Annotated in this window: 25 protein-coding genes; 20 read left to right on the forward strand and 5 right to left on the reverse strand. The window is 44.2% G+C overall.

The window, feature by feature from the left end; all coding sequences use genetic code 11:
• Nucleotides 1-99: 99 nt before the first annotated feature.
• From AC58UW_RS30220 to AC58UW_RS30235, 4 genes are all read left to right on the forward strand, one after another.
• Complete coding sequence (locus AC58UW_RS30220) at nucleotides 100-786, forward strand: FadR/GntR family transcriptional regulator (protein WP_497424273.1); 687 nt, start codon at nucleotides 100-102, stop codon at nucleotides 784-786.
• Between the two features lie 220 nt (nucleotides 787-1006).
• Entirely contained in the window at nucleotides 1007-2506 is a 1500-nt protein-coding gene (locus AC58UW_RS30225) for an extracellular solute-binding protein (protein WP_497424274.1), read from the forward strand.
• Nucleotides 2507-2568: 62 nt separating this feature from the next.
• On the forward strand, nucleotides 2569-3291 hold the full coding sequence (locus AC58UW_RS30230; protein WP_497424275.1) for a formylglycine-generating enzyme family protein: 723 nt from the start codon (nucleotides 2569-2571) through the stop codon (nucleotides 3289-3291).
• Nucleotides 3288-5132, forward strand: coding sequence for a hypothetical protein (locus tag AC58UW_RS30235; RefSeq protein WP_497424276.1), 1845 nt, complete (start codon nucleotides 3288-3290; stop codon nucleotides 5130-5132). Before AC58UW_RS30230 ends, AC58UW_RS30235 begins: the two co-directional genes overlap by 4 nt.
• A 273-nt stretch (nucleotides 5133-5405) precedes the next feature.
• Here the strand turns inward: AC58UW_RS30235 and AC58UW_RS30240 are convergent, their stop codons facing one another.
• Entirely contained in the window at nucleotides 5406-5747 is a 342-nt protein-coding gene (locus AC58UW_RS30240; RefSeq protein WP_497424277.1) for a DUF192 domain-containing protein, read from the reverse strand.
• Nucleotides 5748-5792: 45 nt separating this feature from the next.
• On the opposite strand from AC58UW_RS30240, the gene AC58UW_RS30245 reads away from it, so the two are divergent.
• The 8 genes from AC58UW_RS30245 (at nucleotide 5793) to AC58UW_RS30280 (ending at nucleotide 9884) form a co-directional block, all read left to right on the forward strand.
• Nucleotides 5793-6233 (forward strand): TadE/TadG family type IV pilus assembly protein, encoded by a 441-nt coding sequence (locus AC58UW_RS30245; RefSeq protein WP_497424278.1) that lies wholly within the window; start codon nucleotides 5793-5795, stop codon nucleotides 6231-6233.
• 23 nt (nucleotides 6234-6256) lie between these two features.
• A complete protein-coding gene (locus AC58UW_RS30250; protein ID WP_497424279.1) occupies nucleotides 6257-6700 on the forward strand; it encodes a TadE/TadG family type IV pilus assembly protein in 444 nt (147 codons plus the stop codon).
• Entirely contained in the window at nucleotides 6667-7014 is a 348-nt protein-coding gene (locus tag AC58UW_RS30255) for an RcpC/CpaB family pilus assembly protein (RefSeq protein ID WP_497424280.1), read from the forward strand. Before AC58UW_RS30250 ends, AC58UW_RS30255 begins: the two co-directional genes overlap by 34 nt.
• A complete protein-coding gene (locus AC58UW_RS30260) occupies nucleotides 7014-7568 on the forward strand; it encodes a CpaE/TadZ family protein (RefSeq protein ID WP_497424281.1) in 555 nt (184 codons plus the stop codon). Before AC58UW_RS30255 ends, AC58UW_RS30260 begins: the two co-directional genes overlap by 1 nt.
• Nucleotides 7559-7777 (forward strand): hypothetical protein, encoded by a 219-nt coding sequence (locus AC58UW_RS30265; protein ID WP_497424282.1) that lies wholly within the window; start codon nucleotides 7559-7561, stop codon nucleotides 7775-7777. Before AC58UW_RS30260 ends, AC58UW_RS30265 begins: the two co-directional genes overlap by 10 nt.
• Nucleotides 7778-7779: 2 nt before the next feature.
• The gene (locus AC58UW_RS30270) at nucleotides 7780-8574 is read left to right on the forward strand and encodes an ATPase, T2SS/T4P/T4SS family (protein WP_497424283.1); all 795 of its coding nucleotides are present in this window, start codon (nucleotides 7780-7782) and stop codon (nucleotides 8572-8574) included.
• A gap of 126 nt (nucleotides 8575-8700) precedes the next feature.
• The gene (locus AC58UW_RS30275) at nucleotides 8701-9330 is read left to right on the forward strand and encodes a pentapeptide repeat-containing protein (protein WP_497424284.1); all 630 of its coding nucleotides are present in this window, start codon (nucleotides 8701-8703) and stop codon (nucleotides 9328-9330) included.
• 38 nt (nucleotides 9331-9368) lie between these two features.
• The gene (locus tag AC58UW_RS30280; protein ID WP_497424285.1) at nucleotides 9369-9884 is read left to right on the forward strand and encodes an RDD family protein; all 516 of its coding nucleotides are present in this window, start codon (nucleotides 9369-9371) and stop codon (nucleotides 9882-9884) included.
• Nucleotides 9885-9962: 78 nt separating this feature from the next.
• Here the strand turns inward: AC58UW_RS30280 and AC58UW_RS30285 are convergent, their stop codons facing one another.
• The gene (locus AC58UW_RS30285; protein WP_497424286.1) at nucleotides 9963-10868 is read right to left on the reverse strand and encodes a phosphotransferase family protein; all 906 of its coding nucleotides are present in this window, start codon (nucleotides 10866-10868) and stop codon (nucleotides 9963-9965) included.
• 176 nt (nucleotides 10869-11044) lie between these two features.
• On the opposite strand from AC58UW_RS30285, the gene AC58UW_RS30290 reads away from it, so the two are divergent.
• From AC58UW_RS30290 to AC58UW_RS30300, 3 genes are all read left to right on the forward strand, one after another.
• On the forward strand, nucleotides 11045-11566 hold the full coding sequence (locus AC58UW_RS30290; RefSeq protein WP_497424287.1) for a DUF6886 family protein: 522 nt from the start codon (nucleotides 11045-11047) through the stop codon (nucleotides 11564-11566).
• A complete protein-coding gene (locus AC58UW_RS30295; protein WP_497424288.1) occupies nucleotides 11563-11910 on the forward strand; it encodes an MmcQ/YjbR family DNA-binding protein in 348 nt (115 codons plus the stop codon). The genes AC58UW_RS30290 and AC58UW_RS30295 overlap by 4 nt, the downstream gene beginning before the upstream one ends.
• A 95-nt stretch (nucleotides 11911-12005) precedes the next feature.
• Nucleotides 12006-12509, forward strand: a complete 504-nt coding sequence (locus tag AC58UW_RS30300) for a DinB family protein (RefSeq protein ID WP_497424289.1) — start codon at nucleotides 12006-12008, stop codon at nucleotides 12507-12509.
• Nucleotides 12510-12532: 23 nt separating this feature from the next.
• Here the strand turns inward: AC58UW_RS30300 and corA are convergent, their stop codons facing one another.
• Nucleotides 12533-13483, reverse strand: a complete 951-nt coding sequence (gene corA, locus AC58UW_RS30305; protein WP_497424290.1) for a magnesium/cobalt transporter CorA — start codon at nucleotides 13481-13483, stop codon at nucleotides 12533-12535.
• 233 nt (nucleotides 13484-13716) lie between these two features.
• Here corA and AC58UW_RS30310 point away from each other — a divergent pair, with 233 nt between their 5' ends.
• Entirely contained in the window at nucleotides 13717-14307 is a 591-nt protein-coding gene (locus tag AC58UW_RS30310; RefSeq protein WP_497424291.1) for a P-loop nucleotide/nucleoside kinase family protein, read from the forward strand.
• A 25-nt stretch (nucleotides 14308-14332) separates the two neighbouring features.
• The gene (locus tag AC58UW_RS30315; protein ID WP_497424292.1) at nucleotides 14333-15112 is read left to right on the forward strand and encodes an APH(3') family aminoglycoside O-phosphotransferase; all 780 of its coding nucleotides are present in this window, start codon (nucleotides 14333-14335) and stop codon (nucleotides 15110-15112) included.
• 345 nt (nucleotides 15113-15457) lie between these two features.
• Here AC58UW_RS30315 and AC58UW_RS30320 read toward each other — a convergent pair whose 3' ends face one another.
• Nucleotides 15458-17164 (reverse strand): glycoside hydrolase family 2 protein, encoded by a 1707-nt coding sequence (locus tag AC58UW_RS30320; RefSeq protein ID WP_497424293.1) that lies wholly within the window; start codon nucleotides 17162-17164, stop codon nucleotides 15458-15460.
• A 113-nt stretch (nucleotides 17165-17277) separates the two neighbouring features.
• On the opposite strand from AC58UW_RS30320, the gene AC58UW_RS30325 reads away from it, so the two are divergent.
• From AC58UW_RS30325 to AC58UW_RS30335, 3 genes are all read left to right on the forward strand, one after another.
• A complete protein-coding gene (locus tag AC58UW_RS30325; protein WP_497424294.1) occupies nucleotides 17278-18096 on the forward strand; it encodes an AraC family transcriptional regulator in 819 nt (272 codons plus the stop codon).
• Between the two features lie 79 nt (nucleotides 18097-18175).
• A complete protein-coding gene (locus AC58UW_RS30330; RefSeq protein WP_497424295.1) occupies nucleotides 18176-18691 on the forward strand; it encodes a CYTH domain-containing protein in 516 nt (171 codons plus the stop codon).
• A gap of 31 nt (nucleotides 18692-18722) precedes the next feature.
• A complete protein-coding gene (locus AC58UW_RS30335) occupies nucleotides 18723-19226 on the forward strand; it encodes a GNAT family N-acetyltransferase (RefSeq protein ID WP_497424296.1) in 504 nt (167 codons plus the stop codon).
• Here AC58UW_RS30335 and AC58UW_RS30340 read toward each other — a convergent pair.
• The gene (locus AC58UW_RS30340) at nucleotides 19218-20279 is read right to left on the reverse strand and encodes a ParB/RepB/Spo0J family partition protein (RefSeq protein ID WP_497424297.1); all 1062 of its coding nucleotides are present in this window, start codon (nucleotides 20277-20279) and stop codon (nucleotides 19218-19220) included. The genes AC58UW_RS30335 and AC58UW_RS30340 overlap by 9 nt on opposite strands.
• Between the last annotated feature and the right edge of the window lie 11 nt (nucleotides 20280-20290).

A 20290-nucleotide genomic window follows, 5' to 3' on the forward strand; every position in this document is an offset into this window, starting at 1 on the left:
AAATAACAGTTGACACAATCTGAGCTACTTACTACTATAAAGGTGTGGGTAATTGGATGATCCAATTCTCAGCATATTGCCAGACGGAAGGTACTCATAATGACAATAAAGAAAATCAAGTACCACAGAGTGTATGAGGATGTCATTGAGCAGATTGAGAAACTGATTCTAGAAGGCAACCTTACGCCTGGAGACGTTTTGCCAACGGAAAGAGAGCTTGCCCAAGCTTTCGGGATTAGCCGCGGGACTTTGCGTGAAGCGTTCCGAATTTTGGAACGAGAAGGGCTAATAGAAACTCGTCCGGGTGGCGGTCGATTCCTCAACAAGAACCTCAACAAGGCGGAAGACAAGACTAGAATTCTCGATAATATTGAGAGAGCTACGATTATTGAGCTGCTTGAGGCTAGGGAAATTTTCGAAACCGGTATTGTGGAGTTGGCAGCGTTGAGAGCATCCGAACAGGATATTATAGAAATTGAAAGCGCTCTCGAAAAATGGGGCACCATTGACATTGAATCGGATGATCCCGTTTCTCCGGATCAGGCTTTCCATCTATCCATTGCTAGAGCAACGCATAACGTGGTGTTGGTGAATCTCATCGATCTTAACATGGATCTGTTGAAAAGAACGGCTACGAAGACAGTTGAAATACCTGGTCGTAGAAGTGAAGTGTATAAGGAGCATTTTAACATTTTCCAGGCTATTAAAGAGAGAGATCCACTTAAAGCCAAGGAAACGTTGCTGTACCACTTGAAGCAGGTCAAACAAAATATTCAATTGAAATAGCGGAAAACGGATGAAAGTTATCCGTCCCAAGTAATTGGGTCATCCAATTACCCAAATCATCTATGTAATCGCTTTAGCAAAATTGTAAGCGGCTACAAGAAGTGCGATTTCCGATTCTCGTGCCGGATCCCATTCTTCTAAAGGCACTACTACGATACGAATGAAGTAGTGGAAGACGGCTTCAAAGAATATAGAAAGACAAAAAAAGGGAGGAAATAGAATGAAAAAAGCACTTCTCATGGTGGTCTCGGCTTTAATGGTTGTAACAACCGCATGCTCCAGCGGCGGCAGCAAATCTTCCAGCGATACACCAGCTCCAACGTCTGCACCAGCCGCAACAACAGCAGGGGATGCGAATAAAGAACCGGTTACTCTCTCCATAGTAGCTAAAGATTTAATGGGAGATGATCCTGGTGTTCAGAAGTTGATGAAAGGCATCGAAGAAGGAATGAAAGCGGAAGGCAAAAATATTAAGCTGAAAGTAGTCCCTGTACAAAGCGGAACCTACTCCGAGAAGCTCGGCTTGCTGCTGCAAAGCGGTAATATCCCTGATCTTATTTACTTCCAAGGCGGCGACTACCAATTTGCCGTTACGCAAAAAATCCTGGAAGATTTGACGCCTTTTATCGATAAGTCAACGAATGTGAAGGCTTCGATGAACGTTTTTAACCAAGAAAGAATGAAGAACTATCCATACCTGCTATGGCTGTCACCTCCGAATAGCGCTGTGCCTGTCGTTCGTCAAGATTGGTTTGATAAGACCGCATCGGGCAAAGACCTGCTTTCCAGTCCAACAAGTGACAATTACTATACCTTCTTCAAAGACTTGAAGGAGAAAAGCGGCGCGAAATACGCCTACACGGTGGCTGGGACACTCGATGAGCTCGACGTCATGTTCGGTCAGTCTTTCGGTCTGACATCCACATGGATCAAAGGTGATGACGGTAAATACGTCTACGGCAAAACAACACAGTTTGAAAAAGATAAGCTCCTATTTTACGCAAAATTGTACAAAGACGGCTTGCTGGATCCCGAGTTCCTGACCAAGAAGTGGGACACGAAAGAGAAGGCTTTCTATGATGGTCAAGCGGCTATCATGGCAGGTACACAGGGCAAGGTAATCGACATTTACAATAACAAATCGGTTAGTCAGAATGGAGCAGCTGCTAAGGTCATGACACTGCCGCCTGCAAAAGGTAAAGCACAAGGGTATACTCCGGTTGATATTAGTAAAGAGAGCCGCGGATTTGCCATCGCTAAGACGTCCAAGAACAAAGAAATGGCCTTCGCTGTACTGGAATATATGGCCGGTCAAAAAGGTCAGATGCTAGATAAGCTAGGCGTTGAAGGCGATGAATACCAAATCGTAAATAACAAAATTAAATTAACGGACAAATTTGCAGCTTGGTTCCCACACTTTGTTGAGTCCACAGTGAACTTCAAACCGGACAAAGAGTTTGACCCAGCAACACCTTATTTCTCTGAGCCGGCAAGCAAATCTCTGCAAATGTTCGCTTCCATGTCGACGAAAGACAACACCTTTGTGATTCCTGCTGAGCTAGCTTCCAAGTGGGATGCATCCGCTGCCAAGTACAAGGAGTTTGCAGCAGATCTCGTAACTGGCAAGAAAAGTGCGGCAGATTTCGATAAGTTTGTTCAAGAGTGGAATGCAGCGGGCGGTAAAGAAGTAACGGAATACGCGAACAAAACGATCAAATAAATAAATGACTATGAGTGGGGCGAAAGCCCCACTTTTTACCAATGAATAGAGAGGTGAAGGCAATGGAAACACAGGCAGTTCATATGGAAGATGACAATCGGGTGTTCATTCCAGAAACATCATACATCTATCGTGTTCAACATCGCATAATGGAAGGGGATTGCCAGTGTGATCACGGCCCATTTCTGGTAACGGTGCAGGCTTTTTATATAGACAAGTACCCTGTTACGAATGAGCAATACAAACAGTTTCTTGATGAGAGCGGCTATTATCCAGAGGACAGTCACAATTTCATCAAACATTGGCAAGAAAGCGGTATTCCTCAGGGTAAAGAGAATCATCCGGTCATTTGGGTTAGTCAAGAAGATGCAAGGGCTTATGCAAAGTGGAAAGGCGGAAGACTTCCGAAGGAGACCGAATGGCAGCTCGCGGCGGGAGGCAGCCAGAAATTGAAGTGGCCGTGGGGCAATCAATATCATGCCGATAATTGCCATTCCACTGGTTTCGATACGATGCCGGTCGATGCTTTTTCCTCCAACATTAGTCCTTTTGGTTGTGTAGATCTGTCTGGCAATGCCTGGGAATGGATGGATGACACCGTAAACGATGAACAGCACAAATTCACCTTTTTACGGGGAGGCTCTTACTATAAAGCGCCACATACATGGCATGCAGAAGGCGGCCCACATCCGACAGATTATCATTTGAAATTCCAACTGCTGAATGAAGGGCTGAACCGCTGCGAAACCGTTGGTTTCCGCTGCGTATATGAGGTGAAACAATGATTCTGAACGATAAAGTGACGAACATAACGACGATAAAAAATCAGAAGATGGGGTTTGCCATTAAGCACGACGGCCATCTGATTTTGCATCAGGTGTTTCATGGCTCCATTCCGCAGCGCGCTGAATTGACGCCGGAAGAAGCTGAGCTGTTCACGATGGAGCTTGAAGGAGGACACATGCTTCCTTGCAGCCAGTGGCTCATTACGGGGATTGAGTCGGGTGGTGATCAAACGGAAGAACTCGTATCCGTTTCATTATCGATTTGGTGCGGGCAAGATGAATTGATGGCAAAAGTCATTTTCCTTCATCATCTTGAGGATCAATCGATTCGATACCTGATCCAGCTTGGCGCTAACTGGGATGAGTGGGGGCCGAAGGAAGTTTACTTACACATGCCGTTCCTAGCGAACCTTAGATTGGACGAAGAGCAGCCGAACCATTACTATTTTCCGTCCAACCCTCAATCGAAACGGGATGGCAGCAGCATGATGCAAATGCACGTTGAGTTTACGATGCCGCTCGGAATTTTCCATCCCAATCAGCAGCATGGTTTTAGCTTAGAATTCCCCAATTTAAATGAATATTGGTTCATTTGGGTGCAAAACCGCAACATGGAATTAAAACAAATGACGTCTCTTACGGAGCTTAAGCAGCACCGCTTATTGCTTCGTCCTGATCCTGTGCCGGCGGATGTGATGGAAATCAAGTTTTCGGCGATTGAGCGCGGTTGGGTAGAGTTCTTTAACAACTGGAGGCAGAATGCCCGCAAGCCAATTTCTTTGAAAGAATACGAGCGGCCGGAGTTGAAATGGTATAAAGATACGTTCCTGCAGCATTTTACGTATATCTTCAGCAAGGAAGTTTATGATTTTGAAAAGAATCAGATTGATGTGGAACGTTTACTTCAGCAAGGCGAAGCATTCGGAGGCTACGATTCCGTGCTGTTATGGCATCAGTATCCGCGCCTTGGCGTAGACAGCAGGAATCAGTGGGAGTTCTTCGGGGAATTTCCTGGAGGTATGCCAGGATTGAAAAACACAGTTGAGCAATTTCACCAGCGCGGCGTAAAGGTATTCTTACCTTTTAAACCTTGGGATATTGGCTTTGACGAGTCTGTGAAGCAATCCACCCTGAGTATCGTGGAGATCGTGAGAGAAACGAATATCGACGGTGTTTTCCTAGATACGATGGACAGTGTTCCCGACAGTTTCCGCGATGCGGTTCATGAACTCAAACCTGACTTCGTTTTCTGCTCCGAGGGGCGCCCGAAAAAGAAGCATCAAATTGAAATCATTACGGGTTCGTGGAACCAGTTCAAGAATAAAGAATCGATGCCAGAGACCGACATCTTCCGATATGTGATGACCGAGCATTTTTCGCCGATTATTTCGCGTTGGCATGTTGGCATCCGTAAGGATTTGCTCATTAAGCGGGCTATCTTTAATGGCACTGGCATACTGATCTGGCAGGATGTTTTTGGCAGTTGGCTGCCCTACAATAAACTTCAGCAGGCAGCAATTAAGAAGTGGAAGCACATCTGGCGGGAGCACAAGGCCAACTATCAGAGCTCAAGTCCTGTCCCGTTATATCCAACTCTACAGAGTGGATTAACCTGCAATGCTTTCCCATCTGATGATGGTCAAAGCATTATTTATACGGTCTATAATGACACGGATGAGGAGATTCGTGGGAATTTGTTGAAATGTACGAGCTCGGAAATCACGAGTGTAGCAGAGCTGTGGGATGATCTTCCGGTACATGTGGAACAGTTGGAGGGGTTTGACCTTATTAGCGGGACTGTGAAGTCAAAAGAGTTGTCGATTATTAAAGTTTGTTTGTGATAGATATTGAGATTTTGTAGCATTCAATCCATCGGGTTGAATGCTTTTTATTTTGGTGAGGGAACAGATTGCTGGGTCAAATGACTTAAGCTGAATGGTGTATATCGATCAAAAATCTGCACGATATGGGAATTTTAGTTAGAAAAGTTAGTCGAAACTTAATTGTTTTTCATAATTCGACATCAAAATTCGACAGTATTCTACAAACTCCTTAAAATACAATGTAAACAATAATAATAAAAGTAAACAAGGCATAAATTATCCTTTTTTTATTTAATTTATTGTTATTTTATCTCCAGTGCTAATCTTTAACTGATTCACTGTACCGCTTTTTATTTCGATCACTCTTACACATAAGGAAACAAATGCACTCATCTTATTTGGTTTCATATCTTCTTGGATATAAATAACAAAATTGTCTCTGTCAAGAAATAAGACATCAATATTTGCTTTCATAAAAAAAGTGTGTACCGCATTGCAGGGATCAATAATAAGTGCCTCTCCTTCTTGAATCTCCTTTTTTCCCATCCAACCTAGAAGTCTGCGATAAAAAGTCCCAGCGACATTTACATGATCAGAAAGCAGTAATTTCTTATTTTCAACAATAAGCTTCATAAAAATACCTCGCATATAAGTTTTTGTGGGAAAGGAAGTTAGCGTGTGTATCAGCAATTAAAGAAAAAAATATACGATGAGCGTGGACAATCAGTTGTGGAATTTGCCATCATTTTACCACTTATCCTGCTTATTATTATGGCTATGATTTATTTTGGTCTATTTATATTTTCGCAGAGCATCGTCTTATTTTCTGCACATCAAGGAGGGAGGGAAGCACTTAATTTTAGAACGAATATCCAATACTCGGAACAACAGAAGATACAACTTATTAAAAATGCATCATTGCAAGTTTTGCAAATGCTGCCAAATGGAGCGAGCCCGCCGGAAGTTGAATCCGAAAAGAACGAAACTACTGGCCTCATGAAAATTACAGTTATTTATTATTTTAAATTAAGTGTGCCATTTATGAAAGAAATTACAGGGAGTAATAGTAAGCCTATTAAGTCAGAAGTTTACTATCGGTTTGCCCCTCCAAGAGAGTAAGAAATATTAGGAGATCGTTATGTATGAATATGAGAAAAAAAATTCAGAATGAGGATGGTTTTTCTGCAACATTCTTCGCTATTCTTATGCCGGTGATTATTACAATAATGGGGCTTGCAATTGACGGATCTTATGTAATATATAACCGAATCAAATTGGATATGGCTGCTGATGCTGCTGCAAGAGCAGCTATCCATTCTTTGGATCTGTCAATTTGGTATGGGGAGAGAAAAATCGTGCTTAATAGTAATGTAGCATTCAAATTGGTTGACGAATTGTTGCGAGATAATATGCCAACTGCCCAATTAACAAAAATGGAAATTCCGCAGGGTTCTTCAAATACTTGTGTTATACAGATGGGAGCAAAATTAATATTAGTGAATTGGGGAAGTCATTCTATATCCCATCTGTTAAAAAGGCTGTATCCGTTAGCTTGGATGCTGAAGGAAGCCTCGGGTACGGATTGAAAAAAGGGGACAAAGTTGATGTTATTTTTACAAGCTCAAGTACAGATTTGGAGAGTTCGTACGCAACGACCATTCTCCAAGGTATAGAAATTTTTGAGGTAGAGCCGATTAGTGAAAAGGACAGAGCCAATCGAACAAGCGGACAGAATGTTACTGTACTGGTGAGTGCACAAGCTGCACAAGATCTTGCCTTTGCTAAAAGAAAAGGGAAAATCGACTTGCTCCTCAATTCCTCGAGGGTTGGCGAAGGATCATCAAAGCCCCAGAATCCAACTAGTGCACAAAAGTTTAAACCTTTGGGAGGCAAAAACTAATGAAATTTCCACTGATTATTACGGTTCATTCCCCTCAAGGTGGATCTGGTAAATCAACGATTGCCTTGAATCTTGCTCTTCAATATGCTAAGCAGGGGAAAAAAACGCTGTTGATGGATATGGCTGTATACGGTGGCTTGCCAGCGATGTGTAAAATACCGATACGCGGTAGCGAGATGTCCAGCTTAATTACAATCTTGGAACAGAGCTCTGAATTGCCGCAATACGATCATTTTGCTGGTTACTTTAAGGATGCCGTCGTTCCTTACAAAGAGTACAGAGACCTGCACCTCCTGCTTGGTGCTTCCCCGCTCAAGATGGAAAAAATATCGAGTCAATTTACGAATTATCTTATTGAAGCTGCAAAAAAAGAAAACTATGCAGTTATTTTAATAGATACTTCTTCTGAACTATGCGAACGACATATAGCTTGTATGGAGGCAGCCGATATTTTATTAATTCCAACACTTCAGGATGTTGCCTCAGGTTGGAAAGTAATTCTATTTAAAGATATTATAACGAGTCTGCAATTTCCTAGGAAAAAGTGTTCTTAATTGCCAACCGTGTTACTAATTATTCAGGTTTTAATAATAAGGAATTCCAAGATGAGATTGGGTTTATATTGCTAAGTGAAATTGCTGATGTCGCTAAACATGTTCAACGTTATGTAAACTCAGGAATTCCTATGGATTTTTCAGGGAATAGAAAAGTGTCGACTATTTTTCAACAATTAGCTCAAAAAGTCATAGCGCAGGTGAACTGAACTTGAGTATCGAGGACCTAATTAAACGTCGCCAAGAGCATTTTCAAGATCAGGAAACGGCGGCTGCAAGATCAACACTTGACACTAATAACTATAAGTTTGAGATTTTTGGCCGTGTACGACAAAAGATTGCGGATAATCGGGAATTGTTTGCTAGCGATATGAAGCAGGATATTACCTATATTCGCAACACCATATGGAGAATCATCGAAGATGAATCAGCTTCACATCAAGCGGAGTGGATGCTAAGTTCATATGATCGTTCTGAAATTCTAGAACAATTAATGCATACAATGTTTGGCTTCGGCATATTGGACTCTCTTATCCATGACCCATCCGTCACTGAGATTATGGTGAATGGCATCCATAAAATTTACATTGAAAAAGATGGCGTGCTCCAGCAAGCTCGGGATCGTAAAGGCCAATCGTTAACATTTTCACGGCAAGAAGAACTTCTACATGTGATTGAGAAAATCGTATCTCCGATTAATCGAAAAGTAAACGAAAGTGAACCAATCGTAGATGCAAGGTTACCGAATGGGTCACGGGTTAACGTCGTATTAAACCCCATTTCATTAGACGTGCCGGCTGTCACCATCCGGAAATTCCCTGAGAGACCTTACACGATGCAGCAGCTGGTTGAATTTGGAACAATAACGGCTGAAATAGCGGAGTGGTTAGGGAGATTGGTCAAAGCCAAGTACAACATTATCATTTCTGGCGGGACGGGGTCAGGTAAGACAACGTTTCTTAATTCACTTGCCAGAGCATATCAAAGAATTATCAGATTTCATTGATACTGCAGATTGGAAAGATAGAATAAAATGGTGGCCTAAAAAGTAAGTGTTAAATTAAAGGGTATGGAAATCTTTTTTGAAAGTACATACCAAATTATTTTTATTTTTTTAGGATGTGAGAGGTCAATGGGTTTTCATAAAGATTTGTTAATTCAAAAGATATTGGATCATGAGGAATGGATTAAAACCAAAGGTATCTCGGGTACTAAGTTAGAGCAAGAAGGCTTGGATTTTAGAGGCATAATTGATTGTCAAAAGTATAATTTTCAAGAGGCAATAATTCCAGCAGCAATCTTTGATGGATTAACAGTAGAAAAGATAGACTTCTATGGCTGCAATTTAGCTTCAGCGTCATTCGTTAGCGTTAATTTACATGAAGCTATATTTGTAAAATCAAATTTAGACTATTCTTGTTTTAAGAACGCTAATATTTGTAACGGGAATTTTTTGAGAGCTACTCTATGTGATTCTGATTTATCGGATTCAATCTTAATTAATGCTAATCTAACAAAAGTTTCATTTTTCAATGCGAATTTATCGCGATCGAATTTATTTGCAGCAAATCTAGAACAAGCAAGTTTTGTTAATGCAGTATTAGTATCTTCTAACTTAAGTAAGAGCACGTTATTTGGAGTAAACTTTGAATCTGCTAATCTTCATGGGGTATTTCTTCAGGAGGCAAAATATAACCAGCTAACAAAGTGGCCTCCAAATTTTAACCCTCAAGATTATGGAGCGGTACTAGACCCAAATTAAAAAAAGTAATTTATTTTTGTAGAAAGGAAGGGGCTTTTATGCAAATAGAACAAATCGTATCCAAATACCGCTTCGGCATGATCGCGCGGCGCTGGGGAGCACTATGGGTGGATGGAGTCATTTTATGGCTCCTTCCAGCAATCCCTGTATTTACATTAGGAGAAATTGTCTTTCAGAAGACAATCTGGCTATGGATTGCTATCCTATTCTCCTACATCTTCATCATGGAAGGGTTGCTAGGCTGGACAATCGGCAAATTACTGTTCCGACTTCGTGTGGTGAATGTAGAAGGCAAAACGCCAGGTCTGCTGAAATCCTTTATCCGTACACTATTAAAAGTCATAGAAGCTAATCCAATGATGCTAGGCGGCGGGTTAGCTGGTATTGTGGCACTCTTATCTAAAAAGCGACAACGAATAGGAGATATGCTGGCAAAGACCTACGTGGTAAAGTGGGACGACGTATCCAAGATCACTCCACCCGAAAAATCAGTAGAAGCTGAGCCAAGTTTCGCTGAAGTGGTTCGAAGCATTAACGAGCCTGAGTTCACTTAGTCGAGTGTTCAAACGAAAAAAGCTGCTTGATTTGCTGATGCAAATAAGCAGCTTTTTTTCATCATACAGGGCCCAACCTCAATCCACCAACCGCAAAAGCTCAGCCTTCACACTATCGTAAGCATTCCGGTCGCCTTTTTTAGCATAAAATCGGAGACCGTCGATGCCCTTGAAAAGCAGTGCACACTTCAACCGCTCCTCAAAATGCGAAATGTCTCGCCCCTCACCAACCCAACTGCTGCGCACCATTTCTGGAAATTGCAGCTGTGGAGTCCACAAATGCTGCGTCGCCAAATCGAACACGAAGTCGCCATAGAAGGCCATCTCCCAGTCAACAATACCTGTGACACGTTGCCCGTCCGTCAGCATATTCCCCAGATGGAAATCGCCGTGCACGAGATATCGCTGCTGTGTGGAATAGGTCGATAACTCCATCATGATGCCGTATAAGCGCTGAAAAACATCTTTTTCCAGAAAAGTGTCCTCAAAGAGCGCATACCAGTTATGCCAAAAGCCAGTCTGCTCCTCCCGAAAGAAGGAAGCCAGGAAGTCAGGCCAACTCTCGTGAGTACCGTCTCCCGAAGGCTGAATCCAGCCATACCCTTTGGTTGGACCAAGCTTGACTTCATTCTTTATTTTAAAATGCTGGACAAGATCGGGAAGAATCTGCTTGATTTCGGCTTCCGGATAGGAGATGATGGTACGTCCCGGTACCTTTTCGGCAATGGAAAAACACAGATCTTCGTTCACACGGCCAATCTCCAGAACACGGGGAATCGGTAGGCCCTGGGCCGAGAATGTTTCATGCACATAACGCTCTCTGACAAAACCTTCACTGCCGCTGTTAAAATGAATGATAAATTCCTCATCGTGCTGACTGTAGCTGAACACTTTGCTCACTTCGCCTTGCTCAATCGGCCGCACATCGGTAACTGGCTTGTTCAAAATCTGCTGCAAGAAAGCCTCTGCTGATCTGGTATCCATGTTGGGTTTAATGCCGGACATTATGCCATCACCTTCCCTAATTCATCCTATGTTTTTTATTCGCAGCCTGGCTATATGATACATGAAAGCAGGATACTTCCTAGTCTATCACGAAAATCTATAGTGGAAAAATAAAACAATTCGAAGAGCATTGTAATCATATAAAGGAGCGAACAATGAACTTATTTCATTTTAGTGAAGAAAGCGGAATTAGCGTATTTGTGCCTAGAGTGAAAGAAAATCGTAAGAATATGCCCCCTGTCGTCTGGGCGATTGATGATGTTCACGCTTTTACCTTTTATTTTCCAAGAGATTGCCCGCGTATTGTCTATACGAAAACGAATGAGATTTCCGATGAGGATCAGCGTACATTTTTCGGTGTAACTTCCTCCGATATTGTCGTGACGGTTGAAACGGACTGGTACGAACGCATAAAACGTACAACGCTATATCGATATAAAATGCCGTGCGACACATTTCAAGTATTTGATGCCTGCGCCGGTTACTACATTTCCCCTCAAACCATCATTCCTGAAGAAGTTGAACCACTTACAAATCTTTTAGACCTCCTCATGCAGCAGGGTGTTGAAGTAAGATTCACTCCTAACTTGCATTCGCTGAGAAACGCTATTTTGAACTCTACGATGAATGATTTTGGTATACATAGGTTTGCGAACGCCAAAGAGGTCACCCTATGATGTCAGTGGAAGAGGTTCGTGCATTAGCCATGTCACTGCCACAGGCTGAGGAGACTCTGCATTGGGGAAAAGCTTCTTTTCGTATCAAAAATAAAATTTTTGCCGTGATTCAAGAGGATGGTGTCTCACTGGTTGTGAAAACAACGGGAGAGGATAAGCTGATTTATCCCACCTTGGACGCTGAGGTTTACAGCATTCCCGCATCATTTTCAAAATTAAATTATATGATTGTCAATTTGGAGCGGGTCAATCCTGAGGAATTATGCGGGTTACTGGTCAAAGCGTGGGCGAGCATAGCGCCCAAAAAATTAGTTAATGAATTTGGACGCGCCAATCATAACTGACAGTATGCTGTCAGGGTATCTCCTGTATGATTAAGGTAACAATGAGAAATGCCATCCAGTAAGCATTGAGCCGAAGGAAAGAAGGAGAGATAGCGATGACACAACAAATACGGAACATGTACGATTACCATGTATGGGCAAATCAAACGATGCTGAATCACTTGAAAAAACTGGGCCAGGACATTTACACACGGGAGATTCAAAGTGTTTTCCCTTCGGTGTCGAAGGTCATCGCTCACATTTATGTTGTGGATTCCGGGTGGCTAGACATGATGAGCGGTAAAAGCATGAAAGAAGCCATGACGGATTCGGTCCAGTTGACGGCTGACGCGGAATCCAAGAGCATCGAGGAAATCGAAATCATGTATGCTCAATTGTCAGAGAGGTTTAAAGCATTTCTGGATGCGCAAGAATCTTTGGAGCAGACAGTTGTGCTAGACAACCCTTATGCAGGAGTGCGCGACACCAGCCGCGCGGAAATGCTCCTTCAAGTGGTCAATCACGGCACTTATCACCGGGGCAATATAACAGCTATGCTGCGCCAAATGGGGCATGCCTCTGTGATGACGGAGTACGCGCTGTTCTGGTATGCTGGATAAGCGGCCAGACAACAGAGTCGGAGCTACTTAAACCAGCCCTTTTTCCAGAACCAGGCGAACATGCCGAGACCTATGCCGAACATGATGATGAGAATAGCAAAATACCCCCAGTGCCACTCCAATTCGGGCATATAAGCAAAGTTCATCCCGTATAATCCGGCAATGAACGTCAAAGGCATGAAAATCGTGGTTATGACCGTCAACGTTTTCATAATCGTATTCATTCGATTGGAATTCAAGGAGATGTAGCTGTCGCGCATATCGGCCGTCATGTCCCGGTTGGACTCAATCATCTCGGAAAGCTTAAGCAAATGATCATGAACGTCCGTAAAAAATACAATGTGCTCGCGGAATTGTTCAATTCGATCGGTATTGATGACCCTATACAGAAGGTCGCGCATAGGTACGATGGTCCGGCGTATTTTTAACAATTTGGAGCGGATTTCAAAAATATCATTCATGAGCACCTCAATGCTCTCAGAGTGTACATTATTCTCAATTTCGTTGAGCTGATCTTCTAATTGATAAACGCTGGGAAAATACTGATCAACCAAATTGTCGAGCACTAAATAGGCGGCATAAATATGGCCTTCGCTTCGCAAGTTTTCTAGCTCGGACAGACGGAACCAGGCATCATCAATTTCTCTGGAATCATGTTGATGGAACGTGACGATGAAGTTGCTCCCCAGAAACATATCCACCTCTTCCGCATCCAGAGTCCTAGCGTTCATCGCGTGCATGACAAAGAAATGGACATTCTCGTAATGATCCATTTTCGGTCTTTGGAGCAAGTAGAAGCAGTCTTCGATGGCTAACGGGTGAAAATGGAAATGTTCTTTTAACTCCAAAGCTTCTTCTTCGCTGGGATTGTGAAAGTCAACCCAATACCACTTAATGTTGGCGTCATCGAGCTGGCGAAGGGGGATATCGTGGTGTACGGTAAAATCGGTCGTAACCGCTAGTGAACGAATCATAATAAAACTCCTAGGTTGAAATGCGTTATTAACTTCCTATTTTAGCATACAATGACGTGAGATCAGAATTTCCTGGGCAATAACAAATTATTTGTAACACAATTGGAATATTTCTGTTACAGTCCTCTAATATTAGTGGGGTATTATAATAAACAAGACCCCCTTTTTTAATATAAACTTTGGACCTGGCCCCGTTGGCTAGGTCCCTTTTTTTGGGATTGGAGGAGCTGCTCGTGTCAAAACCCTTACTCATTATAGTCAATGGCCTTCCTGGCACAGGAAAAACGACCTTAGCAAGGCGACTTGAACAAGACCTACGCATCCCATTATTCTCGCGGGACGGTATATATGAGACCCTTTATGATGCATTAGATTGCCAGAGCCATGGCTGCCCTCCTTTAATGGCACCGGCTTCTTTTACAATGCTATACTCCATTGCAAGCACCTTGTTATCAGCGGGCCAATCCATGATCATTGAAGGATTTTTTGGTCGGCCTGAGTTAAGAAGCGCCGAATTTCTGAAATTACAGGATGCTTACGGATTCGAGCCTTTCCAAATCCTGTGTAAAACGGACGGGATAGTGCTACTAGAGCGATTCCTTACGCGTATGGGGGCAAAAGAGCGCCATGCTGCTCACTCTGACTTGGCATGGATTGAACAGGAAGAAAATAAAGCACGGATTTTGCGTGGGCATCTTGCTCCGCTAACTCTTGACGGTACGTTTGTAGAAATTGACACGACCACTCCCGACAGTTTTAATTACGCTTTTATAATTAAATCGATCCAGACAGCTTTGTTGAACTCAAACTCTCAAACCATCTAGATCGAAAGCGAGGGGAACGGCCAGCATGCAAGATATGACGCTTCCAGCGGACTTGTCCAAACGGATAAATGGTTACGAATGGCAACGAATCACCCTCGGTTTATCGCAATCTCAAACCTACCTATTGTCAGGTGCCTCATCGAACTTATACATAAAAATTCAGTCCCTCGCTGCGACTGAAAGCCTTCTTCACGAGAAAGAACGGTTAGTTTGGCTGCAAGGTAAGCTGAGTGTCCCAGAGGTCGTGTATTATGGACAAGACGATACCAGTGAATTCTTGCTAATGTCCGAGATCGAGGGTATCAACGCCTCGGACAAGTCCTATGAAAGCATGCTGACGCAATTAATGCAGCAATTAGCTTATGGCCTTAGAGCAGTGCATGAAGTGCCTGTTGAAGGCTGCCCTTTTGACCAAACGCTGGAAACGAAGATCGTGGAAGCCAGAAGACGAGTGGAGCAGCAGCTTGTTGATGAAGAGGATTTCGACCAGCAAAGAGAAGGACGCACGGCGGGAGATTTAGCGCAGGAACTCCTGGACTTGAAGCCGGGAACCGAAGATTTGGTTTTTACGCACGGGGATTACTGTTTACCTAATATCATCCTCAAGGACAGGAAGGTCCACGGTTTTATTGATTGGGGCAGGGCGGGGATTGCCGATCGGTACCAGGATCTAGCCTTGGCGATTCGAAGTATCCGATATAACTTTGGCAATGAGCACGTGCAAGCTTTCCTTGATGCTTATGGACTCACTGCGTTGGATGAGGCTAAAGTTCACTATTATCAGCTTATGGATGAGTTTTTTTGAATGAAGAGGAACTACAGTCCGCTATTTGCCTTAAAAATGGCTATTTCACAGCCCGGGGGGAACTACGATCCGCTATTTGCTCGAATTCGGCTGGCATACAGCCATCCGAGAGCATATAAGAGCCTGTAGTTCCGCTCACATGAGGAAACAGCTGATTTTGCTCAAATAACGCCCTGTAGTTCCCCTCGCCGCCCTGTCCACGCCGCCCTGTCCACGCCGCCCTGTCCACGCCGCCCTAGTCCTTGCCGCTTTGGTCCACGCCGCCCTGTCCTCCCAGCCGCTCTCCCCCTCGCCTCGCCAGCACCAAAAAAGGGACCCAGCCGCCAAGGCAGGGTCCCATCTTACTTATCGCTGAGAACGATAGATTTCCTTCACTATCCGGTAAGCCAGCTTAGGCTTGCGGTACTCATTCAGCAGTCCTTTGTTGTTAAAGCTCCGCGCGCGATCGCGGAAATAAGGTCGATCGCTGCGCACATCGACGCGGATGTCGGCGAAATGCCAAATCAGCGTGCCGACGATGCGCGGATCCTCGCGGAAAATGTGCAGCGCCTGCTGCACAACGTCAGCTTGGTAGTCTTCGCTGAACAAGCGCGGTTCCCAGCCTGCATCCCCGAAAATGCCGGCCGCACCGAACTCGCTCATGATCAAAGGCTTGTCCCCGGCGCCTTGCGCTTCGGCATTGCGGTAATAATTTTGCAGCATATCGCGGAATCCGGTTACGTTCCCTTCGTACCAGCCGTAATATTTATTGATGCCGATGACATCGAAGTAAGACAGGACGATATCTTCCACGGGGTGCATGGTAGCATAAGTGACTAGACGGCTTTCGTCCATGCTGCGGATTTTGCCTACAAACTTTTTCGTAAGCTCAAGCGCCTCTGTCGTGCGTGTATCAATTTCATTATGAGCTCCCCAGAAAATAATGGAGGGATGATGATAGTCACGGGTAATCATTTCATCCAGCATCTTAACGCCACGCTCTGCAAAGAGAGGGCTTGCCAGTGTTTCTGTACTCATAAAACAGCCCCACATTGGAATTTCGCTCCACAGAAGCATGCCGTATTCATCCAGCAGATCCATCCAGAACTGGCTTTGGGGATAATGCGAGCCGCGCACGATATTGCAGCCTAAATCTTGCAATATGGAGAGGTCCTTCAGCATGAGCTTAGGAGGGAAAGCAAAGCCCCATTCTGGATGCTCTTCGTGCCGGTTAACCCCTTGCAGATAGAGCTTTTTCCCGTTCAAAAGGATCTGACCATGGTCGACGGCAACGGTTCGGAATCCAGTTCGGTCGATAAGGTCGTCTTCACCGACTTGTACAGTGAATGTATACAGCTCGGGGCGGCCTACGTCCCATCTACGGATGTTAGCAAGGGTTCCGCGTAGGGTCAATTGTGTGGATTGGCCTGCTAATAGCTGCACAGTTACAGCTGGGAAAACGAGCCCATTTGTGGAGGCGTTCACCTCGACTTCACTGTCTGTGTCGCTGAGCGAGTTGACCTTCACTTGCAAGCTGATATCCGCTTGATCACCTGTCAGATGATAATCGATTTTCATCGTATCAATATAGACATCAGGCAGCTCTTGTAGCTCTACGGAACGGATAATACCGCCGTAAGAGTACCAATCCGCTACATCGGTTGGCAGTGTTTGCCAGTCCAATGTGCTGTCTACGCGAATAATAAGTTCATGCTGTCCTTGGGCCAAATGCGGAAGCAGCGTACTGAACTGAGTATAACCTCCAAAATGATAGCCAAGATGCTGTCCATCTACATAAATATCGGCATGATGAAGAATGCCCTCAAAGATTAAGCGAATATGGCTGTCTTGTGTTGTATCAAAATAAGTGCGGTACCACGCGGCGCCAATGTATTCGAATAAGCCTAATTCATTGTTCCAACAGGAAGGAACAACGAGTTTACGGGAATCGGAAGGGAACTTTTTGTACCATTCTTCTGTAGTGCCTAAATTGCTAGGATCAGTGACAAAATCCCATAGTCCATCAAGTGTGCGGGTTTTACGAAGGATATGTTGCCCAAAAGTACGAATCAAAGGAAAAAGCCCCTTTCATGTCTGTTTCGTAAAGCGTATCATAGTGGAATGGGCATTATCTATGGATAAAGTATTTTATCATTTGTCAAAATCGCTTTGCAGGTGGTGGTTAAATGGAATCGAAAGCTCACAGAATCTATCATCTTCGTCTAACCTATGAGAAGCTTCCTGTGCCAGGCTGGAAGGATATTCGCAATACGATGGATGTTCATTCACTTTACTGGATTATGAGCGGGGAGGGGGAATTCTCGCATTCGTCTGACGAGGAGCCTATTAAAGTGAAGACAGGGACGCTGATCTATCTAAAACCCGGATTCTCCCTAACCATGTCATCTTCCGTGGATCAACCACTTTACATTCGTATGCTTTTATTCGATGCTTTCGATGTGCCTTATGAGCATGATGTCTGGCAAAAGCCTGAGTATCTGGACACGCTTAACCTGCCTTTTATCAAGCTATATTCCCCGGAACAAGCGGTTTGGATTCATGAGCAGTTTAAGCAAATGTGGTCGATCCAAGGGACTGATCCGCATGAAAGACAAGCGGAGTTTCAATATGTGCTATCCAGATTGCTTCATTATATGAGAGATACGCAGGCGTCGGCAGACCCATATATGAAAGCTTATCAGCAAGCGAAGTTTTGGATGGAAACCTGCTACAACCGTCCTCTCAAGATGGAGGAGCTGGCGCGGAATTTTCACATCTCCGTTTCCCAGTTACGGAAGATGTTCATACAGCAAACGGGCATATCTCCCAAGGAGTACTTGAACCGAATCCGCAATGAGAAAGCCAAAACACTGCTGCTGCTGACAGAGGAGCCTATGAAAGCGATCGCGGTCGCTTGCGGTTTTGCCGATGAGTTTCATTTTGGTAAAATGTTTCGAGTATGGAATGACATTTCCCCGGCACGTTTCAGAGCTTTGTATAAATAGCTCGCCCTCAGGTTGCGGAAGCATTTTTATGGTAAAATGGTGTTTAAAATAAGGATTGGTTTGGGAAAGGACTTGACCTATGAGTGCTGAAATTGAGAAAAAATTTTTATTGCCTGTATTTCCTGTGACTGAATTGGAAAATCAACAAATTAAGCTAGTATCCAAGCAGTACATTTATCAAACGTATTTGGCTATTTCGAAGGATCAGGAAATTCGAGTGCGTCAGCTGGTGGATAGCTCTGGCGAGTCGAGTTTTACACATACGTTCAAATCGGGTCATGGGATGGTTCGGGAAGAAATTGAGTACAACATCTCTGAAACTGTTTATAAGCAGCTGCTCGAGCACACGGGTTTGATTCCGTTAGAGAAGATTCGTACTACTGTAGAAGATGTAGAGCATTCAGGACTTTACTTTGAAATTGATGAATATAAGCAAGTGGATTTAGCAGTGGTTGAGGTCGAGTTCCCAAGCATCGAAGCGGCTGAGCAATTTAAAGTGCCTGCATGGTTCGGACGTGAGCTGGGCTCTGAGGACGAATTCCGTAACAAGTCCATGTGGGTTGCCTTGCAAAAGAAGTCTGCCATGGGGGATTAAAGAAGGACACTTGAAGGAGGATCATCTCATTTTGGACATAAGACGACTAGGGGAGCAGGACGTCCCGCAGGTGCAAGAACTGCTCTTGGGTGTGGTTTCACGGCTGCCGTCCAGCGCTCTATATTCCATGGATCGTTTGGAAGCTTTATACGACTATGTTGAACAAAAAGGCGAGATGTACGGCGCTTATCAGGGGGATACTCTTGTTGCTTATACGGTGATCGCATTCCCTGGGCTAAGCGCCAGCAACCTCGGACGCGAGTTTGGCGTGCCAGAGGCAGAACTGCCAAGAGTTGCTTCGCTGGAAGGCACCATCGTCCACGAATCGGCGAGAGGGCAAGGACTGCAGCGTCACTTCCATGCCTGGAGAGAGCAGCGCGCGCGGGAGAAGGATATGTTGTACCTCTATGCTACCGTTCACCCTGAGAATGTGATAAGCCGACAAAATTTAGAATCGGCTGGATTAACGCTGCAATTCTCCCGCCCGATGTACGGCGGTCTACCTAGGCAATGTTATGCGAAGAAGCTATTTTGAAAGAGTTAGCTCTCTGACTTTTTTCCACTCACTGAGCTGCTTTTCCAAATGCTCGACTAACGTAGTGACATCAGTTAGAAACTTGTCTTTTTCGTTGGCGTCGAGCTTGGAAGCATCAGTTTGCAAATCGCTCTCACTTGGAGCTTGTACAACCGAGAGCAGCTGCTGCAATTTAATTTGAATAGGGGCCATTGCTATTGCCCCAGTCTCTGCTAGTTGAGATTGGCTGCTTGGCGAGGTTAGCCCGCTTTGCTCCGCCAGTGGCATATCGATTGCCGTGCTGGCTTTTTCTGCTTTTTGCGCTTTGGTTGGAGCCTTTGCAGGAGCAGGTTTAGCCCGCTCTGCGCGGTTGTTTTGAAAAACAGACCACGTTTCGACCAATTCATGCCCCGATTTGTACAAGAGCTTCCCTTTCGTGCTCTCCGAAATATCTTTATCTTTGAACATTTTTGCGATTTTTTTCACGTCGCTTACCGGCATTTCGTCTCTCGCAATAATCAAGGCAAGCGGGTCGCGATGCTCGATGGCTATATCCTTAATAGGCAGCAGCTGATCCTCTGTCAGCTTGTCTTTGCGAATTTCTGTGCCGCTGACGATCAGCTTTTTGACGGCGTTGCCGAATTTTAAGAGATCACATTTATTCTTGATGTAGGATTCAGGTTTGCCTAGTTTACTGGAGAGGTACTTAATAGAAGAACTGAATTTCGCATCGTTCATCAGTTTATGAAAAGCCTCGGCTTCTTCAATTGGGGAAAAACCTTCCCGCGTCAAATTCTCCGCAATTTGCTCCAAATAGATTTCCATCTCGTCTGTAACATTCGACACAATACAGGACATGGTAGGCTTTCCGAGCATTTTGCTAGCTTTATACCTGCGGTTCCCGTAGATGATTTTGTAGCGGTTGTTTGCCGTCGTTCTTACTTTAATCGGAGAAAGTAAACCAATTTCCTCAATACTTTTCATGAGTTCTTGAAGGGCTTCTTCATCGAATTGATATCTAGGCTGATCCGTGTCTTCATCAATTAACGCGATAGGAATTTCAATAATATCCATAACATTTCTCC

Source organism: Paenibacillus sp. J22R160, from assembly GCF_059692135.1.